Raw genomic sequence first — 15,607 nt, 5'->3', positions numbered from 1 at the left:
TTCGACGAGAAGCCCTCGGTCGGATACTCGTAGGCCTTCAGGACCTTGAGCGCGAAGGGATTGACCATACCCTTCGGCTGGCTGCCCGCCGAATAGGCGTTGAACCGGCCGGCGCCGTCCCTGCGCAGGATCGACTCTGCCAGGATCGAACGGGCCGTGTTGCCGGTGCACAGGAACAGGACGTTGTAGACGCGATCAGCCATCGGCGGTCTCCGGCGTGCAACATGAAGAGGGTGTGGTTGTCAGCAGGCCGCACAGCTCCGGATGTCCGCCGCAACAGTCGTCGAGCAGGAAGCCCAGTGCGGCGCGAAGTTGCGGGATCTCGGCCCGGTAGAGGATCGAACGGCTCCGGCGTTCGGCCGTGACCAGGCCGGCCCTGGCCAGCACGGCCAGATGCGCCGACATGGTGTTGTGCGGGACGGCCAAGCGGCGCGCGAGTTCGCCGGCCGGAATCGGCGCGGGCGCACTGGCGACCAGCATCCTGAAGGTGTCGAGCCGGGTCGGCTGCGCGAGCGCTGCCAAGGCGAGTATGGTCTGCTCTTGGTCCATAAGTCGAGACTTATCGACAGATCATGACGATTCTGCGACGCTCCGGCCGTCGCCGGGGAGGTGGTTGCCGTCGTCTCGGCTGCGGCATGCGGACCTGTCGGACGCCCGCCCAGGGCCTGACTGTCGTGCCGCCGCCGGATCGCGGGGTCGGAGGGTTGACGCCATGACCGAACGAAGGCGCGGCGGATGCCAACGTCATCATGGATGCCTAGCAACGGCATCCTGTCGCGACCGTCCCTCCAGAGACAGAACCATCGCGCCGTTCCGATCGAATGCCAGAACCCGCAATCCCCGTCGGCCGGCGAGCTCGCGTCCCGCCGCGGCGCCGGCGACCAGGATGGCGGTCGCCCAGGCATCGGCCGCCATGCATGTGTCCGCCAGCACGGTGACCGAAGCCAGGTCGGAGGCGAGCGGTGCGTTGCGGCGGGGGTCCATCGTGTGGGAGACGCGGCGCCCGTCGACCTCCTGGACGTGGCGGTAGTCGCCGGAGGTGGCGACCGCGCAGTCGACCAGTTCGAGAATGCCGGCAATCTCGCGGTGGCCCTCGCGCGGACTTTCGTGGGCGATCGCCCAGGGCCGGCCGCCGGGCTTGGTGCCGCGGGCAAGCATCTCGCCGTCGATGCCGACCAGCCAGGAGCGAAGCCCGGCCGCGGCCATGGCGCGCCCGAGTTCGTCGACGCCGAAACCCTTCGCGATGCCCGAGAGATCCAGGCGCAGCGCAGCATGCTTGCGGGCCCGCCGATTGACGCAATCGAGTTCGAGGCTCTGCGGCGGCGAGGCGAGGCGCAGGTGCGCCGCCTGCGCGGCGGCCGCCGGATCGGGCATGCCGGCTCCGGCACCGAAGCCCCAGGCCCTCACGAGATCACCGACGCCGATGTCGAAGGCGCCGCCCGAAGCCGTCCCGACGGCGAGCGCAGCGTCGAGAACGGTGGCGAGTTCGACCGGCAGGTCGATCCATCGCCCGACCGGCGCGGCATTGAGGCGGTTGAGGTCGGAACCGGGCTTCCAGCTGGACATCTGGTCGTCGACCCGATCGACCGCGGCCTGCAGGGCGGTCCGCAGCCCGGCCGCGTCGAAACTGGCGGGCGCGTGGTAGACCGCCGTCCAGCGCGAACCCATGGTCGGGCCGCTCAGCACCTGGCGGATGTCCGTCTCCGGCAGAGCGGACGCTTCGGCGTGGAAATCCGGCATGACGGGCCTCAATAGACGTCCTCGACGTAGCGTCCGGTGGATTTCAGGGTGGCGAGATCGAGGCCGAGCGGACGGACGACCAGCTCCAGCGCGTGCGTGACCGATTGCGCCATGTCGCGCCCGCCGCAGACGAGCACCTGGGCGCCGTGCCGGATCAGTTCGCGCAGGCGCGGGGCATCGGCGGCGATGCGGTCCTGGATATGGGCCGGGCTGCCGGGCCCCCGGGAGAAGGCCGTCACCAGCGAGGTCAGGCGTCTTTCGGCCAGGTACTGGGCCAATTCGTGCTCGTAGAGGAAGTCGGAAGCCGGGCTGCGGCCGCCCCAGTAGAGATGGACCGGGCGACCCGCATCGTTCGCCCGCACGAAGCCGGCGAGCGGACCGATGCCGGCCCCGGCGCCGATCAGGATCAGCGGTGCTGTCCCCTCGGCCGGCCGGAAGCTCGGATTGTCGCGGATGAAGGCGTCGATGCGGCCGCCGGGTTGCAGTCCGTGCAGGAAGGTGGAGCAGAGCCCGCCCTCCCGGAGCCGGACGCAGATTTCGAGGATGCCGTCGCGGGTCGAGGAGGCGAGAGAATAGAAGCGCGGCATGGCGCTGCCAGGCGGAACGATGCCGACAAGATCGCCGGCTTCGAATTTCGGCAGCCGGCCCGGCCGGCCGCCCTGCAGCGGAGCGCGGAAGCGCAGGATGGCGACCGGCGCGCCGACGGCGGCGCCGTAGTCCTCCCGTTCGGCGAGTTCCAGCACGGTGGTCCGGACCCGATCGGCAACATGCTCGAGTTGCAGCGGATGGCCGAGCAGAATGCCGAGATCGCGGCCCCACTGGCCGAATTCCTGGGCGGACTGGCGATCGATCCGCTTCAGCGGCATCAGGCAGGGCCAGCCCTTGTCGGCGAGCGCAGCGGAGACCGCGGCAGCGTAGCCACAGAAATCCGGGAAGGTCCGATCGCCGAAACCGAGCACCGCATACGGAATCTGGCCATCGAGCTTCGCCAGCCGGGCCTGGAACCGGCGCGCCGAGGCCGGCGCGTCGCCGTCACCATAGGTGGCGGTCAGGATCAGGAGCCGCTCGGCCTGAAGATGCTCCGGGCCAAGCGCGTTCATCGCGGCGATGTGGACGACGTGGCCGGCCTGGCCGAGAGCCGTCTGCAGGCTCTTCGCGAAGCCCCAGGTGGCGTTGCTCTCGCTGCCGACCAGGATCACCGTATCGGGATTGCCGGCCAGGACCGTTGCGGCGGTGGCGGTGTCGCGGCGACGGCGCCACCAGGCGGCGAGGCCGGTGGCGCCGAGGACCGGCACGGCGGCGGCCGAAAGGCCGAGGAGAAGACCGACAAGCCACAGGCCGCGGCCGGTATGGAGCATCGTAACGACGGCTTGGACGCGCTCCGGGAGGCCGGCCGGCGTGAAACCCGCCAGGATGCCGGTCGCCGGGTCGACGAGGCCTTCGCCCGCGGATGTCTTCAGCGTGAAGACGCCGCTGGGATCGTCGGCGGCCGGGAAGTCGAGCCGTTGCAGCGCGGCCAGCGGCGTTTCCCGCAGAGCCTCGAGCGAGCCGACCGGAGCGGGCGCACCGCCCGAGGCCGACACGGCGGGACTACCGACCGCGTCTTGGGCAATCAGGCCGAACGTGTCCGCCGTCATCCACAGGCCGGTCAGAGAGCTCACCAGCAGGCCGACGACGGCGAAGCGCCCGGCCTGCAGGTGCCAGCGCTGCGGGACCGGTCCACGTACCACCCCGAACATCCCCCGCCAGCCGCCCAGCGCCCTGAGCAGCAGGGCGATGCCGGAGACCGACATCGTCAGCATGGCCAGGGCCGACCCGGCCGCCGCAATCCGCCCCGCATCGCCGACCAGGAAGGCGCGGTGCAGGTCGGTCACGAAACGGAAGACGCCGGAGGGCTGCCAGGGGCCGAGGCCGGCCCCGGTCGCCGGATCGACGCGCTCGACGGCCGCCTCCTCGCCGTCCGTATAGGCGACCGTCACGATTCCGGTCGGGCGGACGGTGATCCGCTCCACCGTCTCGTGGCGCGCCGCCACCTTGGCGGCGAGGTCGGCGACCGTGGCGGACGCCGAAATGGGCGGGTTGGACAGGCGGTCGATGGCCGGCTCGACCGACAGGACGGCACCGGTCAGCGCGGTCACGGAGAGGATCACGGCGAGCGCGATGCCGGGGAGCGAATGCAGGCGGCGAAGCATGGCGGATACCGGTCGGTTCAGAAGGTGATCTTGAAGGACTTCACATAGCCCTTGCCGGCGAGTGCCTTGCCGGAGGCTTCCGTTGCGATCGGCGCGACGATCTCGGAGGGATTGTCGCGGCCGTCCTCCACGGAGGTGTCGACATGCAACCGGTAGCCGGCGTCGATCAGGGTGTCGGCGAGATCGACGGTGATCTTGAGGGTCTTGCCGGCACCGATGCTGGCGCCGGTGATACCGTCGATCTCGGCCGCGCTGCCTCCGGACAGGCGCTGCCAGTCCGACAGGTGGCGGTAGTACTTGGCCTTGCCTCCGGCCATCCAGAGCGTGCCCTGATACTTGCCGGCGGCATCGGTGACGTAGAGCGCGACATAGGCCCCCGGCCCGCCATAGGCCTTCAGCTGGGTTTCCAAGGTGACGTCGCGGGCTTCGGCGAGGCCCGGGGCGATCAGGGCGGTGGTGGCGGCGAGGGCCGCAAGAGTGGTCTTCATGGTCGCTGTCCTTGTCCGGTCCGATCGCTTCACTGCACCTCGACCTTCGGCCGGCCCTTGCCGCCGAAGAGCCCGTTCTGGGGCATCGGGGCGGACGGATCGCTCGGGCCGGTCGGCGAGAAAGCGGTGCCGCGGCGGTGGGTGCCGTCGCGACCGGTGCCGTGATCGTCGTCATCGTCATCGTCATCGTCGTGGTGGCGGCGGCCGTGATGGTCGCGATTGTCGTGATGCCGGCGCCGTTCGGAATGCTCTTCCCGGCGGCGGTGGTGGCCGTCGTGCCCGTCAGCCGAGGCCAGGACGATCCGGCCGTAATCCTCGTCGAAGGCGCCCGCGATCGCCGCCATGGGGTCGCCGGCGAACCTGGCGAAGTGGCCGGCCGCAAAGGCAGAGCCGACGACCGCGGTCGAAGCGAGAAGGGCCGTCAGAACGATGATGCGCTTGGTCATGGTGGTGTCTCCAGGCTCGTTGGCCTGGGGCACTGTCGGGCGCTCCGCTGACGCCCAACTGAAAGCGCGGTCGAAAGTCGTTCAGCCCGGCGTCAGGATCGGGCGCGTCCGGAGCCGGTCGCGCGAGCGAAGCGGACGGTGGCCCGGAAGCCGTCGCTTCCGCCGGGAACGGGCGACGCGAGGTCCAGCGTCAGCCCGGCGCCCTCGCAAATGGCCGCCGCTATGGCGAGGCCGAGGCCGGACCCGGCGGCACGAGTCGGACCGCGCTCGAAAGGCCGGGTCAGGGCGGAAAGCCGATCGGCCGGCACGGCCGGACCGCCATTCGTCACTTCAAAGCGGTCGGCGGCGAGCCGAATGCGGACCGATCCATCCGGATCGCCATGCCGGACGGCGTTTTCGACCAGGTTGCGGGCAAGCACCGCAAAGGCGTCCGGATCGAGGTCCAGCGCAGGCCCGCCGTCGGGCGGGATCGCGACATCCAGCCGTTCGCTGCAATCGAACTGGCGGTCGAGTTCTTCGACGATCAGGCGTAGCACCGGCCCGAGCGGCGCCGGGTGCTCGGAGACCAGCCCGCCGCCTTCCGCCTTGGCGAGTTGCAGCAGCTTTTCGGACAGCCGCGACAGCCGGCGCAAGGACTGTTCGATCGCCCGGGCCCGCTCGCGACGCGGTTCGTCGGCGAGTTCGGCGACGAGCCGCTGGGTCTGGGCGAGCGCAGCGGCGATCGGGGTGCGCAGTTCGTGGGCGCTGTTGGCCGTGAACCCGCGTTCGGCCTCCAGAGCGCTGCGCAGGCGGGCGATCAGCGCATTGACCGCATCGGCAAGCGGCAGGATCTCGTCCGGCAGGCCCTCGATCGACACGGCCGAGAGATTGCCGCGCCCGCGCGCTTCCAGCCCGCTGCTGAACTCCAGGACCGGACGCAGCGTGAGCCATACGGCGAGCCAGACACCGGCGACCGCCACCGGCACCAGGGCGGCGAGCGGCCAGAGCAGCGCCAGGACCGCCTTGCGGACGGCCGCGCCACGATGGGCGAGGTCCTCCGCGGTGGTGACCAGGATGGTGCCTTGCACGGCGGCCTCGGTATAGGTGCGCAGCGTCGCGGTGGTGGCGAAGCCGTGGGTGAGGTCCTTCGGGATGGCGGAGCGGTCGGCGTCGCTCGACTGGAGGAGCACCGTCCCGGCGGCGTCGCGCACCACGTAGGTGATATATTCCCGGTGCGGGCCGACTGGGGGCACGCGCTGCGGTTCGTCGCTGTCGCGTGCCAGCACCTCGGCATAGGCAAGCGGCAGGACGCGCTGGGCGACTTCCTGGAGCGCGCTGTCGAACACCTCATCGATCTCGTGGCGCAGGACAAGGCCCGCGACGGTGGCGGCCGCGAGCCAGAGGATCGCCATGCCGATGCCGATCCCGAAGGCCAGGCGGCGGCGCAGACTGCGTCCGGCGAAGCGGAGCGCGGCTCTCACGGCCGACGCCCCGGGCTGCCAAGGCGGTAACCCATGCCGCGCACCGTCTCGATCGTCTCAGCACCGACCTTTTTGCGCAGCCGCGCGATATAGACCTCGATGGTGTTGCTCTCGATCTCGGCGTCGAAGGAATAGAGCCGTTCCTCCAACTGCGTCTTGGAAAGAAGCGCGTTCGGACGCTCCACGAAAGCCTCGAAGAGTGCCCACTCGCGCTGGGTCAGCGCCACCACCTTGCCGCCGCGACGGACCGTGCGTCCGGCGAGATCGATCTCCAGGTCGCCGTGGGTGACGAGCGGGTTCGGATTGCCGGAATAGCGCCGGCCGACGGCGCGGACACGGGCGGAAAGTTCCTTGAGGTCGAAGGGCTTCACCATGTAGTCGTCGGCACCGGCGTCGAGGCCGGCAATGCGGTCGGAGATCTGGTCGCGGGCGGTGAGGATGACCACCGGGGTGACATCTCCGCCGACGCGACGGCCCTTCAGGAAATCGAGCCCCCGGCCATCGGGCAGCATCAGGTCGAGCAGGACGAGGTCGAAAATGGCGGCGCGGACGGCGTCGGAAGCCGAGGCAACGCGGGTCGTCCAGTCGACGGAATGGCCGTCGGCGACGAGCTGGTCGCGCACGGCCTGGCCGAGCACCATGTCGTCTTCGACGAGAAGTATCCGCATCACGCCCCCGCTTCGGCCGCTTCGGCAACCTAGCGCGGTCGGGCGAAGGGCGGATCGGGATTTTTTTCGCGGCGTTCAGCCCATCGTCAGCCTGACGTGGTCCGATCGGCCTCGTGTCGCCCTACTGGAGACGCCTCCGTGATCCGCATCGCCGGCACCATTCTGCTTTTCCTCGCGCTCGGCTCCGGTCCGGTGGCGGCGGATTCCTATTGTCGGGTGCCGCTGGCCGACTGGCAGCCCCGCGAGGCCTTGCAGCGCAAGCTCGAGGCCGAGGGTTGGACGGTCGAAATGATCCGCGCCCATGACGGCTGCTATCGCGTCCACGCGGTCAACGCCGCCGGAGAGCGGCTGCAGGGCCGGTTCGATCCTGCCACTCTGGCGATGGTCGGCCGCAGGGGAGAGGGCCGCGGCCGCGATCACCGCCACGGCGACGATGATCACGATTGACCCGCAAACGCGACCGGCCCGGACCGGACCTCGGCGGTCGGGCATTCTCGCCCTCTCGCGCCGCGCACGTAGGGCGGGCAAGCCCGGGGCCGGGCACAGACGATCGGTCAGGTGAAGACGTCGCCCCGACCGGCCTTGAGGGCGGTTTCCAACTGGACCGCGACATGGCGCACGATCGGGAAGATGTCCGACAGCAGCTGCCGGGTCGAGACCGCGCTCATGCTGGTCAGCGCCGTCACCGCCCCGGCGACCTTCTGCTGGCTGTCGAAGAACGGAACCGCCAGCGAGCGCACGCCGACCTCGACCTCCTGTTCTACCAGGGCGTAGCCGCGGCTGCGCACCAGTTCCAGTTCGCGCCGGAGCAGTTGCGGGTCGACCGTGGTCTTGTCGGTCAGCAGCACCGGCCGGCTGGTCTCGATCAGGCGGTCGATCGCCTCCGGCGTATCGAAGGCCAACATCGCCCGGCCGGTCGAGGTCGAGATCAGCGGCAGCCGCCGTCCGACCGGGACCGTCACCGCCAGGGCGCGCTGGGCGATGGCACGTGCGGTGTAGACCGATTCCGTCCCGTCGCGGACCGCCAGCGCCACCGTCTGCTCCGAGGCGGCGCTCGCCGCCTCCAGGAGCGGCATGGCGAATTCCGAGAAAGGCAGGGCCGACAGGTAGGAGTAGCCGAGATTGAGGACTTTGGGGGTCAGCCGGAAGGAGCGGCCGTCGCGCGCGATGAAGCCGAGATGGGCCAGCGTGAGCAGGTAGCGCCGGGCGCCGGCGCGCGTCATGCCGGTACGGTCGGCAACCTGCGACAGGCTCATGCTCGGATTGGCGGCATCGAAACTCATCAGCACGCTCAATCCGTGCTCCAGCGACGCCACGAAGTCGCGGGGCTTGTCGTCAGTCGTTGCAGTCTCGTCGAGCATGCCTCACCTCTCCCCGGCCTCGGCGGCGTGCGCCGGCCCTGGACGTCCCATCAATTCCGGCCATTCCAGCAATCAGTCAATCTCATGATCGCACAGTGCCGACAAACCGTGTCCCGAGCGCGCGCCACTTGTGCCGCGGCATGTACGCCCGGACCGTTCCGCCGACTGGCGACCTGCCGACAGAACTACGGTTTCAGAAGATCTCGAAATACTCCCGATGCTCCCAATCCGTCACCTCTGCTTGGAAGCGGGCAATCTCGGCCGTCTTGATATGCACGTAGTAGTCGACGAATGTATCGCCCATCGCACTACGGAAGAAGGTGTCGGCATCGAGAGCGGCCACCGCCTCCTGCAGCGTCCGGGGCAACAGCGGCCGGTCGGCTTCGTAGGGCACGTCCGCCGACGGACCGGGATCGAGCGCGCGCGCCATGCCGTCCATGCCGGCCAGCACCTGCGACGCCATGTAGAGATAGGGATTGGCGGCCGGCTCGCCGACGCGGTTTTCCAGCCGCGTACCCGGATCGCCGGGGCCGCCGAGCACGCGGATCATGGCGCCGCGGTTGTCGCGCGCCCAGACCGCGCGGTCCGGTGCCAGCGAGAAGGAGCGATAGCGCTTGTAGCCGTTGATGGTCGGCGTGCTGAACACCGTCGCGGCACGCGCGTGGTCGAGGAGGCCGGCCAGATAACCCTGTCCGGCCGCCGACAGCGGAGCGCCCGGCGCGTCGGCCATGAAGGCATTGGTGCCGGTGGTGCGGTCGACCAGCGATTGGTGCAGGTGCCAGCCCGACGAGACCACGTTCGGGATCCGGGGCCGGCACATGAAGGTGGCGTGATAGCCGTGCCGGCGGCAGATCTGCTTCACGGCGCTGCGGAACAGCACCATGAGATCGGCCGGCAGCAAGCCGGCCGTGGGCTGGAAGGTGAATTCGCACTGGCTCGGGCCGAACTCGACCTCAACCGACCGGAGTGGCAGGCCCATGGCCTGGATGTCGCGGCGGACGATATCGAGAACCGGCGCGATCTGGTCGAAGCGCTGCTCGGTCAGATACTGGTAGCCGTGTGACAGCAGGCTGACCGCGGGCGGCTCGCCCGGCTGCCCGGCATCGGCCGGCCGCATATGAGCGTCTTCGACCTTGAAGACGTGGAACTCCACCTCGAGCCCGGCCATGAACTCGTAGCCGCGCGCGGCGAGCGATTGCAGAACGGTGCGATAGAGATGGCGCGTGGCGAAGGGCACCGGCCGGCCGTCGTGGAAATGGGCATCGCACAGCAGCCAGCCGGTCTTCTCGGCCCAGGGCAGGACGCGGAAGCTGTCCGGGTCCGGGATCATCAGCGCATCCGCCGCGCCCTGCATTTCCGGCATGCCGAAGCCGCCATTGGTGGTGAAGACCGGGAACACCGAGCGGTGCGAGGTGTCCTTGGCGAACATCGTCGTGGACAGGGTGCAGCCGCCGTCGAGGGCCTTCAGGGCCTCCTCGGCGACCAGCGTCTTGCCGCGCAGGATGCCGTGCTGGTCCGGAAAGGACAGGCGGACCAGTTCGAGCTTCTCGCTGCGGACGATCTCGGCGACGCGTCGGGCGGCGTCCCGGCGCTCCACGGTCTGGAGCCCGTGGCGTTCGACAAAACTCACGTTGGCCACTCCGCTGGCTGATCCGGTCGGGGTCTCGGGGCTGCTATCACGCAGCCGCCATCACTGGGCTGCGGTCAGGTGGGGCACCTGCGCGGCGATCTCGGCGGGAACCGGGGCGGCCCAGGGCGCGCCGCGGCGGCGCTTCACGTCGACCTCCATCCAGTAGATTTCCCAGCCGGCGGTCGGGCCGATGCCGTCCATCGTCGCCGGGCCCTGGATGCTGCGCGCATGCGCCTCGTCGAGCACCAGGAGCGGCGTGCCGCCGCCCGACGCGGCCTTCTCGATCTCCTGGCGCAGCAGGCGGCGGTACTGGATGATCGCCTTGTCGGACTGGCCGAGATGCTCGCGCGTCCGGTCCTGGATGGCGCCCATCGATTCGACGGCCCACTGGTCGTGCACGTTGATGTCGAGGCCCATGCCCGTATAGGTCTCGGTCGCCTGCTCGTGCGGATCGAAACCGTAGTCGTTCGACTTGTTGCGGCGCGAGACATAGTCCGGAAGCGCGTAGAGTTCGAGGCGCTGATCGCGCATCTTCTGCTTGTCGACGGGCGTAGTGAAGCTCGTGAAGATCGCGTACCAGTAGCAGTTCTCGTCGTCGATCGGCACATGCCACTGCGTGATCGTCATTTCCGCGCTCATCGGAATGACGAAGGCATGCGGGAACAGCTGGTTGGTCACCCGGACATGGGTGCGGTCCTGGTCGATCTGGCGCAGCGCGATCAGGCGCAGGCCGTATTCGGTCTTTTCGACATTGATGATCGGCCTGTCGTATTCGCGCAGGATCCGGGTCATCGGCAGGTCGCTGCCGGCCGAGGCGGCGCGGAACTGCTTGCCGTAGGAGGCCGACGGGTCCTCGTCATGGAAGAAGCGGTGCAGGAAGGAGGCATGGGCGGGGTCGATGCCGACCTCCAGCGCCTGCAGCCAGTTGCAGTTCATCATGCCCTTGAAGGCGAAGGTGTGGCTCCCGGGCGCGGTGAAGCAGTCGATCTCCGGGAAGGCCGGGGGCGTGCCCGCGCCGAGATAGGCCCACAGGATGCCGCTCTTCTCGACCACCGGATAGGACCGCTGCCGGATGCCGGCGCAGAGCTTGGAATCGGCCGGTTCGGCCGGCGTCTCCAGGCACTTGCCGTCGACATCGAACAGCCAGCCGTGGAACGCGCAGCGCAGGCCGCCATGCTCGAGCCGGCCGAAGGCGAGATCGGCGCCGCGATGCGGGCAGTCCCGGTCGAGCAGCCCGTAGCGGCCGGCCTCGTCGCGGAACAGCACGAAATTCTCGCCGAGCAGCCGCACCGGCCGGATCGGGCGCTCGCCCTGCAGTTCATCGACCAGCGCGGCAGGCTGCCAGTACATGCGCATCAGCTTCCCGGCCGGGGCCTTGGGACCCGTCCGGGTGATCAGGTCGTTCTGCTCTTGGCTCATCATAGCGCCGGATCCCTCATGCTCGTCCGCGATGAATGATCGCTTCCCAAAGACGTGCAAATGACGAACACTTGTTCGACCATATGCGTGATTGATGCGCGGGCGAGCACGGTCCTGGCGCGCGGACCGGCTCAACCCAGGTCGGGTCACTGGTCCTGCTGCGCCGGGTCGCGATGGCGCCGCGATCCCACGATGCCTATCGTTCGCATGATGAATTAAAGTTCGCAATAGCGCTTCTGCCATGCCGAGATCGCAGCGGTGCCGTCCCGGCCTCGCGCCGTCCGCAGGCCCGGCGCCAGCGCAAGACCGATTTCGTTCGGGATCGCAAAGGTCTTGCACTGCGACGGGCCCCGATGGGCTATGCGACGCGCCCATTCGGTCTTGGCGCCGAGGAAACCAGCGCCGGTCGGCCGATCAAAAATTGATCTTGCGAACATATGTTCATGATGCGTATGTTTTGAACACTCCATCCACCAATGCATGTCACGGGGCGAACGGGCAGAATGAACGAGGCCATGCTGATCGACGGCAAACTGGTCGGTGCGCGCGAGTCCTTCGATGTCGTCGATCCGGCCACCGGCAAGGTGTTCGCGACGGCGCCGGAATGCGGCCTGGACCAGCTCGATGCGGCGATCGACGCCGCCGGGCGCGCCTTCATCCCGTGGTCGCGCGACCTTGCCGCCCGCCGCCGCGTGCTGGTCGCCTGCGCCGAGACGCTGCGCGCCCATGCCGAGGAGATCGGCCGGCTCATCTGTCGCGAGCAGGGACGCCCGCTGCCGAAGGCGATCGGCGAGGTGATGGGCGCGGCGCGCTGGTTCGAGCACACCGCGGGCCTCGAAATACCGGTCGAGCTGATCCGCGACGACGACGCCATGCGGGTCTCGGTGCATCGCCGCCCACTCGGCGTCGTGGCCGGCATCGCGCCGTGGAACTATCCGGTCATCTCGGCGGTCTGGAAGATCGCGCCGGCGCTGCTCGCCGGCAACGCCATCGTGTTGAAGCCATCGCCCTTCACGCCGCTGGCCACGCTGCGCCTCGGCGCCCTGCTGCAGGACGTGATCCCGGCCGGCGTGCTGACCATCGTCTCCGGCGGCGACGCGCTCGGCCGCGCCTTGGCGGCGCATCCGGCGATCCGCAAGGTCTCGCTGACCGGCTCGGTCGAGGCCGGCAAGAGCGTGGCCGGCGCGGCGGCCGCCGATCTGAAGCGCGTGACCCTGGAACTCGGCGGCAACGACGCCGCCATCGTGCTCGACGACGTGCAGCCGGAGGCGATCGCCGACAAGCTGTTCTGGGGTGCCTTCCAGAATACCGGGCAGGTCTGCTGCGCCATCAAGCGGCTCTATGTCCACGAGGACGTCTACGAGCCGGTGAAGGCGGCGCTGGTCGCCCGCATCGCCAGCACGCGCATCGGCAACGGCTTCGACGACGGCGTCGATCTCGGCCCGATCTCCACGGCGCCGCAATGGACCCGCGTGCAGGACCTCGCCGAGGATGCGCGCCGGGACGGCGGCACGCTGCACGGCGCGGCCATCCTGCCGGAGGCCGGCGGCTATTTCCTGGCGCCGCAGCTCGTCACCGGTCTCGACGACGGCGCGCGGCTGGTCGCCGAGGAGCAGTTCGGCCCGCTGCTGCCGATCCTGAGCTTCCGCGACGAGGCCGAGGTGCTGGAGCGGGCCAATGCGACCCGCTTCGGCCTGTCGGGTTCGGTCTGGAGCGGCAACGCCGAGCGGGCCGCCGAACTGGCCGGCGCGATGGACTGCGGCACCGTCTGGGTCAACCAGCATCTCGCCCTGATGCCGATCGCGCCGGTCGGCGGGCACAAATGGTCCGGCATCGGCGTCGAGAACGGCAGCTGGGGCCTCGCCACCTATACCGACCTGCAGACGATCTCCGTCGCGAAGGCCTGATCATGGCACTCGATGCATCGAACATCCTTGCCCGCCTGGACGCCCTGCCGCGGCTGCGCGCCCTGCATGGCCCGAGCCCGCTGGAGGAGGCGCCCGCGCTGTCGCGCCATCTCGGCGGGCCGCGCATCTTCCTGAAGCGCGACGACCTCACCGCCGCCGGCCTCGGCGGCAACAAGGTCCGCAAGCTGGAATTCATCCTGGGGCGGGCCCTCGCGGAAGGCTGCGACACCGTCATCGTGTGCGGCGGCTACCAGTCGAACCTCGCCCGGATCGCCGCCGCCATGGGCGCGCGCGCCGGCTTGCGGGTCGAACTGGTGCTCGGCGGCGTGCCCGGCGAGCCGCATCCGACCACCGGCAACCTGCTGCTCGACCATCTGTTCGGGGCGAATGTCCATCTGGTCGAAACCGAGCCGCGCTGGGATTTCGGCACCGCGATCCCGGATCTCGCCGCACGGCTCGAGCGCGAGGGGCACCGGGTCATGATCATGCCGCTCGGCGGGTCCAGCCCGCAGGGCATGGCCGGCTACGTCATGGCGACCGCCGAGATGATGCAGCAATTCGCGCAAGCCGGCATCGCGCCGGAGCATCTCTATGTCGCGGTCGGCTCGGGCGGCACCTATGCGGGCCTCGTCCTCGGCGAATGCAACCTGCAGCCCGGCTATCGCGTCACCGGCGTCAGCGTCAGCCGCAAGGTCGGCTATCTGGTCGACAAGGTGATCGCCGAGACCGCCGAGGCGGGCCCGATCCTCGGGCTGCCGCGCGTGCCGACCGCCGCGGCCCTGTCGCTGATCGACGACCAGATCGGCGCGCAATATGGCGCCCCGACCGAGGCGGGCCGCGAGGCGCTCGCGCTGCTGGCGCGCCTGGAGGGCGTGCTGGTCGACCCGGTCTATTCGGCCAAGTGCCTGGCCGGGTTGATCGACCATATCCGCAGCGGCCGGATCGGCCGGAACGAGACCGTGGTGTTCCTGCATACCGGCGGCTCGCCCGCCCTGTTCGCCTACGATCCCGCGCTCATCCTGCCGGATGCGGCCGCATGACCCCCTATTCGGTCTTCGCCCTGGCCCGGCAGGCGCTCACCGGTCACCGCTCCTGGGCGGCGGCCTGGCGCGATCCGGCGCCGCGGGCGCGCTACCAGGTGATCGTCATCGGCGGCGGCGGCCATGGCCTGGCGACGGCCTACTATCTCGCCAAGACCTACGGCATCACGGATGTCGCAGTGCTCGAGAAGGCCTGGCTCGGCGGCGGCAATACCGGCCGCAACACCGCCATCGTGCGCTCCAACTACCTGCTCACGGCCAATTCCCGCTTCTACGAACATGCCCTGAAGCTGTGGGAGGGCCTCAGCGCCGATTTGAACTTCAACGTCATGTTCAGCCAGCGCGGCATGGTCAACATCGCGCACAGCAATGCGGAGATCTCCGCCCTGCACCGCCGCGGCAACGCCATGCGGCTGAACGGCGTCGATGCGGAACTCCTGACGCGTGACGATCTCGGCCGGCTGATGCCGGGGCTCGACCTGTCGGCCGGGGCGCGCTTTCCGATCCTCGGCGGGCTGATCCAGAAGCGCGGCGGCACGGCGCGCCACGATGCGGTCGCCTGGGGCTATGCCCGCGCCGCCGATGCGCGCGGCGTCGACATCATCCAGAACTGCGAGGTGACGGGGCTCCGCCGCGACGGCGACCGCGTCACCGGCGTCGAGACGACCCGCGGCCCGATCGCGGCCGACAAGGTGGCGATCTGCGTCGCCGGCGATTCCGGCCGGCTCGCCGGCATGGCGGGCCTGCGCCTGCCGATGGAAAGCCATGTCCTGCAGGCCCTAGTTTCCGAGCCGGTCAAGCCGATGCTGGATGTCGTGGCGGTCTCGGGCGCGCTGCATGTCTACATCAACCAGTCCGACAAGGGCGAGCTGGTCATGGGCGGCGACATCGACGGCTGCAATTCCTATGCGCAGCGCGGCGACCCGCATGTGCTCGACCATGTCGTCGAATCCGCCGCGGCCCTGTTCCCCGCCATCCGCCGGCTGCGGATGATGCGCAGCTGGGGCGGCACGGTCGACATGACCATGGACGGCAGCCCGATCATCACGCGCCTGCCGCTGGCCGGTCTCTATCTCAACGGTGGCTGGTGCTACGGCGGCTTCAAGGGCACGCCCGCCGCCGGCACGGCGCTGGCGCATCTCGTCGCGACCGACCGACCCCATCCGATCGCCGACCGCTTCACCCTGGATCGCTTCGACACGGGCGACCTGCTCGACGAACGCGGCTCCGGCTCCAGCCCCTGGATGCATTGATCC

15 protein-coding genes are annotated in these 15,607 nt (G+C 69.5%); 4 read left to right on the top strand and 11 right to left on the bottom strand.

Features of this window, described 5'->3' with window-relative positions; all coding sequences use genetic code 11:
* The 8 genes from KL771_RS16340 to KL771_RS16305 form a co-directional block, all read right to left on the bottom strand.
* Positions 1-203 (bottom strand): arsenate-mycothiol transferase ArsC (locus tag KL771_RS16340; RefSeq protein ID WP_390866963.1); only part of this gene is annotated, 203 nt, incomplete at its 3' end.
* Positions 196-549, bottom strand: a complete 354-nt coding sequence (locus KL771_RS16335; RefSeq protein WP_261969600.1) for an ArsR/SmtB family transcription factor — start codon at positions 547-549, stop codon at positions 196-198. The genes KL771_RS16340 and KL771_RS16335, both read right to left, overlap by 8 nt.
* A gap of 198 nt (positions 550-747) precedes the next feature.
* Positions 748-1,740, bottom strand: a complete 993-nt coding sequence (locus KL771_RS16330; RefSeq protein WP_261969599.1) for an FAD:protein FMN transferase — start codon at positions 1,738-1,740, stop codon at positions 748-750.
* A gap of 8 nt (positions 1,741-1,748) precedes the next feature.
* The gene (locus tag KL771_RS16325) at positions 1,749-3,932 is read right to left on the bottom strand and encodes a PepSY domain-containing protein (RefSeq protein ID WP_261969598.1); all 2,184 of its coding nucleotides are present in this window, start codon (positions 3,930-3,932) and stop codon (positions 1,749-1,751) included.
* A 17-nt stretch (positions 3,933-3,949) separates the two neighbouring features.
* Positions 3,950-4,420: a DUF2271 domain-containing protein gene (locus tag KL771_RS16320; RefSeq protein ID WP_261969597.1), complete on the bottom strand. Its 471-nt coding sequence runs from the start codon at positions 4,418-4,420 to the stop codon at positions 3,950-3,952.
* Positions 4,421-4,449: 29 nt separating this feature from the next.
* Entirely contained in the window at positions 4,450-4,866 is a 417-nt protein-coding gene (locus KL771_RS16315) for a hypothetical protein (RefSeq protein ID WP_261969596.1), read from the bottom strand.
* A 92-nt stretch (positions 4,867-4,958) separates the two neighbouring features.
* Positions 4,959-6,257 carry a HAMP domain-containing sensor histidine kinase gene (locus KL771_RS16310; protein ID WP_261969613.1) on the bottom strand — a complete coding sequence of 433 codons (1,299 nt, stop codon included), beginning with the start codon at positions 6,255-6,257 and terminating at the stop codon, positions 4,959-4,961.
* A 65-nt stretch (positions 6,258-6,322) separates the two neighbouring features.
* Entirely contained in the window at positions 6,323-6,994 is a 672-nt protein-coding gene (locus KL771_RS16305; protein WP_261969595.1) for a response regulator, read from the bottom strand.
* A gap of 138 nt (positions 6,995-7,132) precedes the next feature.
* On the opposite strand from KL771_RS16305, the gene KL771_RS16300 reads away from it, so the two are divergent.
* Positions 7,133-7,441, top strand: coding sequence for a PepSY domain-containing protein (locus KL771_RS16300; protein WP_315901503.1), 309 nt, complete (start codon positions 7,133-7,135; stop codon positions 7,439-7,441).
* A 107-nt stretch (positions 7,442-7,548) separates the two neighbouring features.
* Here the strand turns inward: KL771_RS16300 and KL771_RS16295 are convergent, their stop codons facing one another.
* The 3 genes from KL771_RS16295 to KL771_RS16285 form a co-directional block, all read right to left on the bottom strand.
* Positions 7,549-8,355, bottom strand: coding sequence for an IclR family transcriptional regulator domain-containing protein (locus tag KL771_RS16295; protein WP_261969594.1), 807 nt, complete (start codon positions 8,353-8,355; stop codon positions 7,549-7,551).
* A gap of 193 nt (positions 8,356-8,548) precedes the next feature.
* Entirely contained in the window at positions 8,549-9,985 is a 1,437-nt protein-coding gene (locus KL771_RS16290) for a glutamine synthetase family protein (protein WP_261969593.1), read from the bottom strand.
* A gap of 60 nt (positions 9,986-10,045) precedes the next feature.
* Positions 10,046-11,407, bottom strand: coding sequence for an aromatic ring-hydroxylating dioxygenase subunit alpha (locus KL771_RS16285; protein WP_261969592.1), 1,362 nt, complete (start codon positions 11,405-11,407; stop codon positions 10,046-10,048).
* Positions 11,408-11,907: 500 nt separating this feature from the next.
* Between KL771_RS16285 and KL771_RS16280 the strand changes: the two genes are divergently transcribed.
* The 3 genes from KL771_RS16280 to KL771_RS16270 are packed head-to-tail and all read left to right on the top strand — an operon-like array spanning position 11,908 to position 15,604.
* Positions 11,908-13,311, top strand: coding sequence for an aldehyde dehydrogenase family protein (locus tag KL771_RS16280; protein ID WP_261969591.1), 1,404 nt, complete (start codon positions 11,908-11,910; stop codon positions 13,309-13,311).
* 2 nt (positions 13,312-13,313) lie between these two features.
* Positions 13,314-14,351, top strand: a complete 1,038-nt coding sequence (locus tag KL771_RS16275) for a D-cysteine desulfhydrase family protein (protein ID WP_261969590.1) — start codon at positions 13,314-13,316, stop codon at positions 14,349-14,351.
* Positions 14,348-15,604 (top strand): sarcosine oxidase subunit beta family protein, encoded by a 1,257-nt coding sequence (locus KL771_RS16270; protein WP_261969589.1) that lies wholly within the window; start codon positions 14,348-14,350, stop codon positions 15,602-15,604. Before KL771_RS16275 ends, KL771_RS16270 begins: the two co-directional genes overlap by 4 nt.
* Positions 15,605-15,607 lie beyond the last annotated feature (3 nt).

Origin of the sequence: Prosthecodimorpha staleyi (genome assembly GCF_018729455.1) — a bacterium.
Lineage (GTDB): Bacteria > Pseudomonadota > Alphaproteobacteria > Rhizobiales > Ancalomicrobiaceae > Prosthecodimorpha > Prosthecodimorpha staleyi.
The sequence above is the reverse complement of the archived record's forward strand: the minus strand, read 5'-3'. Positions and strand labels throughout refer to the sequence as shown.

Coding starts and splice junctions, on each gene's coding strand:
- KL771_RS16335 (WP_261969600.1), bottom strand. CDS start 549: ATGGACCAAGAGCAGACCATACTCGCCTTGGCAGCGCTCGCGCAGCCG.
- KL771_RS16330 (WP_261969599.1), bottom strand. CDS start 1,740: ATGCCGGATTTCCACGCCGAAGCGTCCGCTCTGCCGGAGACGGACATC.
- KL771_RS16325 (WP_261969598.1), bottom strand. CDS start 3,932: ATGCTTCGCCGCCTGCATTCGCTCCCCGGCATCGCGCTCGCCGTGATC.
- KL771_RS16320 (WP_261969597.1), bottom strand. CDS start 4,420: ATGAAGACCACTCTTGCGGCCCTCGCCGCCACCACCGCCCTGATCGCC.
- KL771_RS16315 (WP_261969596.1), bottom strand. CDS start 4,866: ATGACCAAGCGCATCATCGTTCTGACGGCCCTTCTCGCTTCGACCGCG.
- KL771_RS16310 (WP_261969613.1), bottom strand. CDS start 6,257: ATGGCGATCCTCTGGCTCGCGGCCGCCACCGTCGCGGGCCTTGTCCTG.
- KL771_RS16305 (WP_261969595.1), bottom strand. CDS start 6,994: ATGCGGATACTTCTCGTCGAAGACGACATGGTGCTCGGCCAGGCCGTG.
- KL771_RS16295 (WP_261969594.1), bottom strand. CDS start 8,355: ATGCTCGACGAGACTGCAACGACTGACGACAAGCCCCGCGACTTCGTG.
- KL771_RS16285 (WP_261969592.1), bottom strand. CDS start 11,407: ATGATGAGCCAAGAGCAGAACGACCTGATCACCCGGACGGGTCCCAAG.
- KL771_RS16280 (WP_261969591.1), top strand. CDS start 11,908: ATGAACGAGGCCATGCTGATCGACGGCAAACTGGTCGGTGCGCGCGAG.
- KL771_RS16275 (WP_261969590.1), top strand. CDS start 13,314: ATGGCACTCGATGCATCGAACATCCTTGCCCGCCTGGACGCCCTGCCG.
- KL771_RS16270 (WP_261969589.1), top strand. CDS start 14,348: ATGACCCCCTATTCGGTCTTCGCCCTGGCCCGGCAGGCGCTCACCGGT.